Origin of the sequence: Shewanella sp. 10N.7 (genome assembly GCF_020806285.1) — a bacterium.
GTDB lineage: Bacteria > Pseudomonadota > Gammaproteobacteria > Enterobacterales > Shewanellaceae > Shewanella > Shewanella electrodiphila.
This window is the reverse complement of record NZ_JAJGZS010000051.1, coordinates 1-11,260: the sequence shown is the minus strand read 5'-3', so window position 1 is coordinate 11,260 and position 11,260 is coordinate 1. Positions and strand designations below refer to the sequence as shown.

Sequence of the window (11,260 nt, the reverse complement as noted above, 5' to 3'; positions counted from 1 at the left end):
TTACCTAAAAATCCATACCATGTGCCATACGCCTGCCAGTCATCACGGTAAAAGCGATGAGGGTTACTATGCAGTCTAGGGTCTTCCTTATAGCGTTTTTTGTACTCAGATTGCGATTTAATACCGAGATTGATGGCCGCTTTTGAAGCTGCTTCTATCGTTGGGTAATAATCAGGAATGTTGTTACCTAAAAATCCATACCATGTGCCAAACGCCTGCCAGTCATCACGGTAAAAGCTATGGGGGGTACTATGCAGTCTAGGGTCTTCCTGAAAGCGATTGTTGTACTCAGCTCTCGATTTAATACCGAGATTGATGGCCGCTTTTGAAGCTGCTTCTATCGTTGGGTAGTAATCAGGAATGTCGTTACCTAAAAATCCATACCATGTGCCAAAAGCCTGCCAGTCATCACGGAAAAAGCTATGGGGGGTACTATGCAGTCTAGGGTCATCCTGATAGCGATTGTTGTACTCAGCTCTCGATTTAATACCGAGATTGATGGCCGCTATTGAAGCTGCTTCTATCGTTGTGTATTTACTCATCATTACTTCCTAATACTAATATTCTTTTAGTTTTGCTTTCTAAGCATTTGAACTTGGAGCGTATCTCTTTTGGCGATAGCGATTTATAAGAGTCTTGAGACTTTATCGATTTGTGATGTACTGCGTTGGCTACGAACAGGTTACCTACACCAGCTTTTTCTAAACGATTTATATAAGCATATCGGTGGCCGTGTGGCGTTGTCCCTAAATCTTTCTCAAAAACAAGCCCAACCCGTTCAATTGCTTTTTTGTATTTTCGTTCAAATGCATCTATCGAGTAAGGGTCACCAAATTGATTAGTAAATGCGTATGGATGCTTGCGATTTTTATGTGGACTAACCCTTTGTTTAGATAAATACAAACGCCAATAAAATAAAAACTGTTCGCCAGCTGATGGTTCAAACCAATTCACAACCATATAATTTTTTTTTGACGGGGATAATTTATTATTCTTCCAACCTGCATAAACCTTTTTACTTTTTTCATATTTGTTTCGGGGCAAGAGTTGGAAGTTTTTAGCTAGTGTTTCTTCACGAACCTCAATGCGCCCATTGGTATACGACACGGGAGACTGTCCGATTTCAGGTTCGTATACACATACCAAAGCTTCACTTGAGTTTTCAGGATGAAGCTCTATATCCTCAAGCCATAAATGAAAAGGTTCGGATCTTCTCAACCCACCAAAATGAAGCAACATAGTGATGAGTATGTCCCTTAATTCCAGGCGAGTATAAGCTGGGGCGGTAGCTAAAACACTAGGCTTTACAAACCCTTTATAAATTAAGTCGTCAATATACTCATCAGGGAATCTGTTCAAAGCAGAGTTATTATCATTGGCCCTATGATCTTGCTGGTATCTAACATTCCTAGATGATTTGTTTCTATCTTGCGCTGATTTTTTTGACCATGTGTGCGCTAGAAAAGCATTTTTATGTTTATGTGAATAGGCTGCCCAATTTAATCGCTCTTCGTGACTTGTTGCTTCACGCCAAGGATTAAGGTTGTCTTTGTTGTTAAGCTCTTTATGGTCGCAAAGCCAATCAGAGTATTGAGTCACATACGAAATGATTTTATTGCCATTTTGTATACTTCGCTTTCTCCATCGGAGCCCCGTTGGATCTTCACCATTTTGGTTGATTGTTCCTGAGAATAGTTTGTCTGAAAAGGCTGAGAAAAGGTCTGCAGGATATTTAAAATACGTGCTATTGAATTCTACAAATTCGACAAGTAAGCAAACTGCTCGAGCACTCGCATCAATCCATGACATGCTCTTATTTCGTTTATAGATTGAATAATCCAGATATGATTTTAAGACCCCATTTTGCGTGTAAATAACAGGCAGTCTTATTTCATTTTTTTCTTCAATATGTATGGTAGTTCTGATGACTAAAGGGTGAAACATAAGAGCCCCTATATAATATTAATTACACTTTAGGGGGGCACACTAAAACAAGCAAGGTATTAACCTTGATCAAAATCAAGATAATCGTTTAAAAAGGATATAAATAGTATAAAGAAGTTAGGGGTTATACTCGCAAAAACTGCAGTGATTCCAGCTACAACCATTGGTTACTTGAAGGATAAGCGACTTCCATTCTGATGGAGGTCGAAACACGGGTTCAATATAATTAATCACACTTTTCCCTTTTTAGTGCTCTGTTTTAAATACGCCCTGTACGAATTACGAGCATAGCGATTGTTTTTTATTCTATTTTTTGATCCAAAACGTTTGAATTGCTCGTATTGGTTGTTTATAGTCGTTTTGTTAACTAAATAATTATTCAGGCTAATTGATTATGAATCAAGTCGCATATGCACTCAGTGAACGTAGAGGCGAAGCCCTCGATCAAGAGCACCATTGGGAACTCATGACAGCAGATCAAAAAATGGCGCTGTATGATCTCAACCGATTTGGTTACCGATTGCTTTTTGTGAGAATGATGCCAGAAGGCCCTCTGGCAGTCATTGCTCAACAAAAAGAGTTGGCGACAATTGATTTTGAAGGCGAACTTAACCTACGCCCAGAGATCAAATTACGTGATGAGTCTCAATAATAGTCTCAATAATAGCCTCAATAATAGTCACAATAATAGTCACAATAATAGTCACAATAATAGTCACAAAGACTGTCTCAGTCTCAATCAGAGCATTAGTCTCAATCATCCCCATGGTTAGTTAAGTACTTTATTACCCGATCAAAAAGAGTGCCTTGGCACTCTTTTTTTATGGCTTACTTTCTAATCAAATTGCTACAAGTTAAGCAGCATATCAATGTGCGGGATCCCATCTTCTAAATACATTTCAGAGTTAACAGTAAACCCCTGCTGCTGATAAAAGTCACTGAGATGCTGTTGCGCGCCTATTTGGATACTGGTTTTTGGCCACTGAGTTTTGACCACATCGATTGATCGCTGCATTAATTCATGAGCAATCCCTTTGCCACGACCTTGCTCAGCAATAATCACTCGACCAATACTGGCTTCAGGGTAACTCACTCCAGCGGGTAATATTCTTGTATAAGCAATAAGTTCACCGTGTGGATTAAAGCCTAAAAGGTGTTTAACATCGGCTAACCTATCTTTGTTATCAAGCTCTGGATAAGGACAATTTTGCTCGACAACAAACACATCTACCCGCAGCTTTAATACCTCGTAAAGCTCATCAAGACTAAGCTGGTTAAAGTGCACAAGTTTCCATTGCATTGAATCTATAAAGGGCATATTGGTCCATTATCATTGGAGTGTATTTTGGCAGTCTAGCATGAAAAAATTACCTGATTAACACGCTTATTTGTGCATTTATTTCAGCCAAAAAAATACCGAGCCAAAGCTCGGTATTTTATCGGTTAAATTAGCTCAATTTAGAACTTGTATTTAACGCCAACTTTTAACTGCCAAGCAGACTTATTGATGTCATAAGTATTTTGGTTAGCTGTTTCGATACCATCTTGACCATAAGGCACTGAGTAAGTGTAAACACCCGTACCAGCGTCGTAGTTATGGTCTACTAAGATTTTACTACCGAAAGATTGGTACTCAACAACACCCCAATCATCATTCATCAAGTTAAGTACGTTTTTCACGTCAAAGTATAAAATACCTTTATGATCTTCTAGGAAGCCAGGCAACTCTTGAGTGAAACGGAAATCTAACTGATGGACCCAAGGTTGGTTATCAGAACCTTTACCTGCGATACCGCCAGCATATTTACCTAAACCGATTTCATCAATTGCAGCTTTAAACTCTTCATATGTTAATCCGCCTGCATACTCAACATTGGCATCATCTGCACCTGTTGGGATGTATGGAAGGTAAGAATCTGAGTATGCAAATGAACCTTGGTCACCGAAACCACGGTCATTATGCGAACCTAGTACCCAAGTCATTGGGCGACCTTCGCGGGCTTCATAGAACATGTTGAAGCTAGAGTTATATCCTGCAACAAATTCAACATCATAGCCTAAGCTTGCAGTGAAACGATGTGGTGTTTCATAGTAACCTGGACCAATAGTTGTTCCGTTACGATCTGCACCCACAGAAGTGTATTGGTAGTTAGACGTTGCTGTTGAAGATGAACCCTGGTTACCTTCGTCAACTTGGTTATATGCATAACCAAGACGCATGTTCAGACCCATATCCCAGTTTTTAGCTAAGCTGAAACTTAACGTTTGGCTCTTACCGTCTTCTTCAGCATTAGTTAACATTAGATCGTAACGTTCAGTGTTTCCACCTGCACCATTATTTGCTAATGGATCCCATGTTTCGTATACAACACGACCTGTTGCATCAGTCGTCAATTCGCGACGAGCTAAATCAACCCAGGCAACATCATTTTCTTTCTGAATATATAAGAACTCACCACCGAAGAACCAATCTTGACCTAGGGCACCGAAGTCCCAAGTACTGTCAAAACCGATACTTGCACGCCAATCAGAAGGAAGCTCAAAATTAGGGTCTAATGAGTTAGTGTTACCATCGCCGCCCACTAAGCCATCTTGTGCACCACTCGGTACATCACCAAAATCAGGTGTGCCCCAAGCATCATTCCAACCGTCATTGAAACTGAGTAAACTATTACCGTCATTTGAGAAGCTATTAGACATCCAAACTGTTGGGTAACCACCACTGTAACGGCCTACACCACCACGAATAGTTACATCATCAGACAGTACGTAAGTTAAGCCAACACGTGGTAAGAAAATATCTTTACCATCCATTGTGCCATTGTTAGCAAAGCCATAACGGTCAACAAAGTTTTGGTTTAAAGCTGGAGAATCTGACATGCTGATGGTTTCGTAGCGAATACCATAAGTCATTTCTAAATCTGAATTGATTTCCCATGTATCTTCAATAAATAATGCTAATGTTTCCATGTTGAAACTAGCTGCAACATCATTTGCATTACCTGATTCAGCATTTTGATAACGGAAACGGTCAACAACACCATTTTCAAAATCATCAATTGAATCGAAATCCCAAGAACCCATAGTGTCTTGAGCAAACAAGTTAAATACTTCAACATTATTGAACTGGAAACCGAAACCAATATTATGCTCGTCTAAGTAGTAATCACCGACAAAACGTAACTCTAAGTTTTGGTTGTTTAATTCATTTGATTGACGTGAGCGTTCAGTACCAAAGTTAACATCGCCATTTTCAGTACGAACATTGACTTGGCCAATACCGATGTTTTCAACTGGGTTAGAACTACTTGTTGTATCTTTATATGCAACTTTAATTTCTGTTGTGAAAGAATCAGTCCAGTCACTGTATAACGTTGCTGCGTATGACTCTAACTCTTCTTCTTTATCGTACCAGTAGCTTGATAAATTCAGTGATGATTCATCATCTGATACTTTATTAGTTCTGTTACCCACTGTGCTTTGGTAAGTCAAAGATGCACGGTGTTCGTTAGTAATGTTCCAATCTAATTTGGCTAAGATTTTTTCATCTTTTTCTTGAGGAGAGGCATTGTAGCCACCAATGTTACTTAGGCCGTAAACATCATTAGCAATGTTGTTGATGCGATCTAATTCATCAGATGTGACGCGCGAATCATTAGCGAAACCGGCACCAGCTGGTCCCCACTCTGCAGCTTGTGGCGCATCGTAGTTTTCATATGAACCGAAGAAGAACAAGGTATCTTTAATTAGTGGGAAACCGACCGTGCCACCAAAAGTAGTTTCTTCGAAATCTTGCTTAAGCTTCTCGCCTGTTTCTTGATCTTTACCGTCGCCAGCCATGCTGTCATTAGTGGTTTCCCAAAAAACAGTACCCGCTAATTCGTTAGTACCAGATTTAGTTACAGCATTAACCTGTGCTCCTGAGAAACCACCAGTACGAGCCGAGAAAGGAGAAGTGTTTAATGCCACACTTTCTACCGCATCAATTGAGATAGGTGAACGCTGAGTTGGGTAACCGTTAGAGTTAAGACCGAAATCATCGTTTTGAGAAACACCATCAACAACAAAAGTGTTAAAACGAGGGTTAATACCTGCAACACTCATTGAAACGCCATCAGTTCCTACTACAGCCATTGGGTTTTGACGTAATACATCTTTAAGGTCACGGTTAATACCTGGAGAGTTAGCAATATCTTTCGCACCGAACTCACTGTTACCACCTGCGCTACGGAAGTAATTTGCAGTACCGACAACACCAATACGTTCCATGTCAGCTGCAGATTGCAGAGTACGGTTAAAACGTAATGTTTCACCAACGTTTAGGTATAAATCTTGTTCTAGATCATCAGCAAATTTTTCAGAATCAACTTTGATGATATACGGACCACCAACACGAAGACCACGTGCTGAGAATAAACCATCAGCGCCTACTGACACTTCTGTCACAGTCCCTGTTGGTTCATGGATGATAGTAATTGTTGCATCTGTTACAGCATTTCCTTGAGGACCAACAATCTGGCCTCGGATGTTTGATGCAGTATCGGCTGCCATGGCTGGTAGAGAAACACCCATAGCAAAGCAAGTCGCTAGTGCTAAGCGACTGATTTTATTGTTTAACATTTTCAGACCCCTGAAATATTTTTATATTTTAATTTGTTTGCTAGTTAATCTAGCTTTTAATATGAAGCTGTAGAGTAAAAACTTCAGGGGGATTTTATAACCAATTTGTTTCAAAATCATGTCATTCTTGAACTATTTTACAACAAAACTTAAACTGCCAACGCCTAACTTGCTTTACACATTTAACCAAAGCCACATGGGCTAAGGTTTCTCGGTAGTTTAGTCACAAAAATTTAATAAAAAAAAGATAATATACAAATCTTCTAAACCATCGACTTGGTCACATTACTAGGGTCAAAGTGGCTAAATCGTTAAAGGAATAATAATAATGAAACCTGCAGTACTTCTATTAAGCGCAACAATTACGTTAGCTAGCGCAATCAGCCAACCCGTTCATGCTTTTGGTCAAATAGGTCATAGAATTATTGGCGAGCTCGCTCAAAATAATCTATCACCAACAGCAAAAAGTAATATCAATGCATTAACAAAAGGTGAATCACTGGCACAAATGTCGACTTGGCCTGATGAAATCCGTTCAGATAAAAATTGGTACCACGCATCACCTTGGCACTATGTGTCTATTGAAGATGATGAAACGTGGGAGACAGTAACAAGAAATCCTAAAGGCGACATTATTGAAAGCCTTGAGCGATATGAAAAAATCTTAATCGATCCAAAAACAACAAAAAAAGATAAATGGGAAGCACTGGCTTTTTATGTTCATTTTGTCGGCGACATTCATCAGCCATTGCATGTTGGCCATAGCCACGACCACGGCGGTAATAAAGTAAAACTGAAATGGTTTGGAGACGATACAAATCTGCACTCTGTCTGGGACAGTAAAATTATTGAGCATCAAAAATTAAGCTACACCGAATACACAGGGTTTATTGAACGTATCTCAGATAAAGACATCAAAAACTGGCAAGGCAAAAGCTATTATGACTGGGCTGATGAATCTAAAGCATTACGTGCAGGAACATACGAGCTAGAAAAGAATCGTGATGATCAACCCGATCTTCGATTCCAGTACATATTCAACCATACCCCAACAGTTGAATTAAGACTGCAACAAGCTGGCATTCGTTTAGCTGAAAAGCTTAACGTCATATTTGGTCAGTAAATTAAAACGCAAAATCTGCATGATTATCAAAATTTTATGAATCATGAACATAAGCCCACTTGTTTAATGATAGGTGGGTTTAATTTTTAGGAAATAATTCGTTAATCAATACGCCTATATTCGTCATTTTTTCATCATTTGTTTCGCATAAAACTATCTTAAATACGTAGCAATAGAGACTTATTAGTTCTTTATTACATTAATAATCACGAATGAGATCACTAGTGCGAATTACAGTCAACTTTATCAAGCCGTCTCGACAGATGATCGTTATAAAGTAAAAATGAGCAAGGTGAAACTTGAGCTGGAATAACGAGAAGCGAGCCTAACCAGCAGAAAATAAGAGCCTGTAAATAATGTTGCCTTATAAGATATCAAATTAAAAAAGCCACTATTGTTACCAATAGTGGCTTTCTGTTATTACAGCGCCAACAAGGTGGAGCTGTAATATACTTTTAACGTCTAGATTAACCTAATGTGATTAACGTTCGAAGTTATGGTAAACATCAATACCGAACGACTTACCTGTGTCATGACATGTTGCACAAGATTCCATAGTTTGTTGCTCATACCAAACCTCAGTAGAATTGTCATTAATACCAATGTTAAATTCACCACCATTTTGTTCCATATGGTTCAATGCTGAATCTGAATCATGACATGCAAAACAGTTTGCTGTAATTGGGCTAGTCATTACACCAGCATTACCTTCGTTAAACGCTTTTGAAAGCATATATTGATTAGGTACGTCAGCTAGGCTTACACCATCAGCATGACAAGATACACAGTTGTCAGCATTCAAGCTTGCTGCTGAGTTTTCAACGTTGTTGCCATCTTCATCAGTTTTAGCACCTGAAAGCGCATTACCGATACCCCAGTGCATGCTATGAACCATAGGTCCGAAGCCTGGTGCTGAGTTTGCTGCTCTACGGTCTTGACCATTATTATGACAAGCAACACAATCTAAGCCACCTTCAACATAGCTACCGTTTTTGTGGTAGTTAGTTTCGTTGTTGTGACAAGTAGTACAGCTATCAGTAGTCACAGCATGACGACGTCCCCAATCTTGTACTTTTTCAAAGTTAATTGGGTCAACAACTTCACTGTAACCAGTGAAAGATACACCGAACTCACCATCGCTATCTTCCCAGTTAGTATCTGCGATAGTGATACGTGAACTTGCTGACAAGTTAGCATCTTCAAAGCCATCTGTTAGCTCGCCGTAACAAACTGAACGAGAGCCATCTTCGTTTTCAATGTAACCTTCTGCGCCATGAGAAATCACACGAGCCACAATAGAATCATTATGGTAGTTGTTGATGTAAGCGCCACCATAAGTCACTTCATGAGCTGCATACATTTCACCAATATTTAATTGCACAGGTGTTTCACCTGAGTTATCAAATAATGCGATATCAACACAGTAACCTGAAGTCCATGCTACGTCTTTGTGGTCAATCCACTCATCCATTGTTGGATTGTGGTAAGGTGCACTTGTAGTGGTGTAATGGTTAGCACGTATTTCTTCACGTTCAACTAAACCAATCAATGAAGATTCTGCGTGGAATGCACGCGCATCGAACCCGTCAGCAGGTACGATAACGCCTGACTCACCATTACCATGACAGTCACTACAACCGTTACCAGCAATACTGGTGTTGATTACAGGTTCAGCGTGACAGGTGTAACAATTAGTTGGTGTGAAATCTTTTTCAAATTTTTGGTGGTTGATATGACCCATAGCTTGCATTGTTAGGTTGGCATAACCACCCGTATCTAAAGAGTCACCATTTTCATCGACATCACGTGCTACGTTGTTGTGACAGACTAAACAACTGCCGACAAAATCGACATTACCTTCAACATCTTCTAGTACGTAGTAGTGATGGCGGATGTCTGAAGTCGCGAAATCAACGTGACATGAATAACATGTTTCAGTCGTCGAGGTATGAACAGTGGTTTCAGGTTTTTGTAGAAGTAGCCCTGCTGCTGCAATAGGGCCTGGGTCTCGTCTTAAATCACCAATAGTTAAACGAACAATACCATCAGTATCAGCTTGAACAGCTGCCATTGGCGCAACAAACTCATAGTTACCGTTATCAAGCAGCGTTAACGTTGCTCCTTCGGTCTCAAGATCTGCAGAGCCACCAACACTGCCATCACGAGCGCGTTGCATGCCTTTGTCAGTTACCGCGGCTAGGTACATAGATACCCCAACCTCTTCAAGACCATTAATAATCAGTCCATCTTCATCGGTAGCATTAAATTCAACTGTCACCATACCTTCTTCAATCATATGATTGATATAATTGATATCAGTAGATTCAGAAACTTCCACTACTGGCGGTGTAGGACTCGTACCGGGTGTACCATCCTCACCATCAGCTCCATCTGCTCCATCTTTGCCGTCATCAGCACAACCTGCAATCCCCATTGCGGCTGCGACAAAGAAAGCTAATCTTCTTTTTGTTAAATTCTTCATCATCATTCCTCATTATTTTTACTACTTTGTAGGTACAAAGTTGATTAAATAATAGCTTATACAGATAATAGAATAGTGACAATTATCACAACCCACCACCATAAATGTTTCAAAATAGGGTGCGCATGTTAAAAATTTGAACCAGATCAACATTAACAACCCTTAATGCAGTAACTATTTATTCACAAACTTAGTTAGACTCTACGTTACAGTAACTTAGGTATTCAACACTGAATAATGTGACGTTAAAAATAGGATACATGAATAAAAGTTTAAAAATCATCTCATCGAGATTTGGTGATTTAACGCTTTTAAATTAGAGCTTTAAGGGAGTTATCGCTTTTTTCAGATTGAAGAGCAGGAAAGGCTACAAAGCGTAAACACTTAGATTAAACAAATGAAATAGTCTTTCTCTTAAGTTGATTGAGATTATGGAAAATATTTTATCCATAAAAAAAGCCACTATAGACATAGTGGCTTTTCAATATTTAATATAGATTTAGCAAAAACTAGTTAATAATCTTGCCGTCTATATCATCTCGCGACACTAATGCTTTGCATTAGCTAACGACATTAACGCTCGAAGTTATGGAACTTGTCGATACCGAATGACTTACCGGTGTCATGACATGTTGCACAAGATTCCATAGTTTGTTGCTCATACCAAACTTCAGTAGAATTGTCATTAATACCAACATTTAGCTCGCCGCCATTTTGTTCCATATGGCTTAGCGCTGACGCACTGTCATGACAAGCATAACAGTTAGCTGTTACAGGGCTAGTCATCACACCAGAAGTTCCGCCATTAAATGCTTTAGAAAGCATGTACTGGTTAGGGATTTCTGCTAGTGAGATACCTTCAGCGTGACAAGATACACAGTTATCAGCGTTTAAGCTGTCTGCTGAATTTGCTACGTTGTTACCATCTTCATCTTGCTTAGCACCAGAAAGCTCATTACCGACACCCCAGTGCATGCTGTGAACCATAGGTCCGAAGCCTGGAGCAGAGTTCTTAGCACTACGGTCTTGCCCATTGTTATGACAAGCAACACAATCTAAGCCACCTTCAACATAGCTACCGTTTTTGTGGT

The 11,260-nt window shown here is 39.5% G+C and carries 8 protein-coding genes and 1 pseudogene; 2 read left to right on the top strand and 7 right to left on the bottom strand.

The features are described 5' to 3' along the window. The 3 genes and pseudogenes from LMH66_RS20100 to LMH66_RS20090 form a co-directional block, all read right to left on the bottom strand. Positions 1-542, bottom strand: a 542-nt coding sequence (locus tag LMH66_RS20100; protein ID WP_324295206.1) for an integrase repeat-containing protein, incomplete at its 3' end; no start/stop codon positions are given. Further along, entirely contained in the window at positions 535-1,944 is a 1,410-nt protein-coding gene (gmtY, locus tag LMH66_RS20095) for a gamma-mobile-trio recombinase GmtY (protein ID WP_229372668.1), read from the bottom strand. The genes gmtY and LMH66_RS20100, both read right to left, overlap by 8 nt. Positions 1,945-2,073: 129 nt before the next feature. Continuing rightward, positions 2,074-2,178, bottom strand: a pseudogene (locus tag LMH66_RS20090) (radical SAM protein); the annotation flags it as partial. Between the two features lie 160 nt (positions 2,179-2,338). Here LMH66_RS20090 and LMH66_RS20085 point away from each other — a divergent pair. Next, the gene (locus tag LMH66_RS20085) at positions 2,339-2,596 is read left to right on the top strand and encodes a hypothetical protein (protein WP_229372666.1); all 258 of its coding nucleotides are present in this window, start codon (positions 2,339-2,341) and stop codon (positions 2,594-2,596) included. A 195-nt stretch (positions 2,597-2,791) separates the two neighbouring features. Here LMH66_RS20085 and LMH66_RS20080 read toward each other — a convergent pair whose 3' ends face one another. Together LMH66_RS20080 and LMH66_RS20075 are read right to left on the bottom strand one after the other, a co-directional pair. Continuing rightward, positions 2,792-3,244, bottom strand: coding sequence for a GNAT family N-acetyltransferase (locus LMH66_RS20080; protein ID WP_229372670.1), 453 nt, complete (start codon positions 3,242-3,244; stop codon positions 2,792-2,794). Between the two features lie 158 nt (positions 3,245-3,402). Next, positions 3,403-6,564 carry a TonB-dependent receptor gene (locus LMH66_RS20075; RefSeq protein WP_229372664.1) on the bottom strand — a complete coding sequence of 1,054 codons (3,162 nt, stop codon included), beginning with the start codon at positions 6,562-6,564 and terminating at the stop codon, positions 3,403-3,405. A gap of 328 nt (positions 6,565-6,892) precedes the next feature. Between LMH66_RS20075 and LMH66_RS20070 the strand changes: the two genes are divergently transcribed. Then, positions 6,893-7,687: a S1/P1 nuclease gene (locus tag LMH66_RS20070; RefSeq protein ID WP_229372662.1), complete on the top strand. Its 795-nt coding sequence runs from the start codon at positions 6,893-6,895 to the stop codon at positions 7,685-7,687. Between the two features lie 481 nt (positions 7,688-8,168). Here LMH66_RS20070 and LMH66_RS20065 read toward each other — a convergent pair whose 3' ends face one another. Both LMH66_RS20065 and LMH66_RS20060 read right to left on the bottom strand, forming a co-directional pair. Further along, complete coding sequence (locus LMH66_RS20065) at positions 8,169-10,169, bottom strand: multiheme c-type cytochrome (RefSeq protein WP_229372660.1); 2,001 nt, start codon at positions 10,167-10,169, stop codon at positions 8,169-8,171. Positions 10,170-10,742: 573 nt separating this feature from the next. After that, a partial coding sequence (locus tag LMH66_RS20060; protein WP_420709445.1) for a multiheme c-type cytochrome occupies positions 10,743-11,260 on the bottom strand: 518 nt, incomplete at its 5' end.

Coding starts and splice junctions, on each gene's coding strand:
- gmtY (WP_229372668.1), bottom strand. CDS start 1,944: ATGTTTCACCCTTTAGTCATCAGAACTACCATACATATTGAAGAAAAA.
- LMH66_RS20075 (WP_229372664.1), bottom strand. CDS start 6,564: ATGTTAAACAATAAAATCAGTCGCTTAGCACTAGCGACTTGCTTTGCT.
- LMH66_RS20065 (WP_229372660.1), bottom strand. CDS start 10,169: ATGAAGAATTTAACAAAAAGAAGATTAGCTTTCTTTGTCGCAGCCGCA.
- LMH66_RS20085 (WP_229372666.1), top strand. CDS start 2,339: ATGAATCAAGTCGCATATGCACTCAGTGAACGTAGAGGCGAAGCCCTC.
- LMH66_RS20070 (WP_229372662.1), top strand. CDS start 6,893: ATGAAACCTGCAGTACTTCTATTAAGCGCAACAATTACGTTAGCTAGC.
- LMH66_RS20080 (WP_229372670.1), bottom strand. CDS start 3,244: ATGCAATGGAAACTTGTGCACTTTAACCAGCTTAGTCTTGATGAGCTT.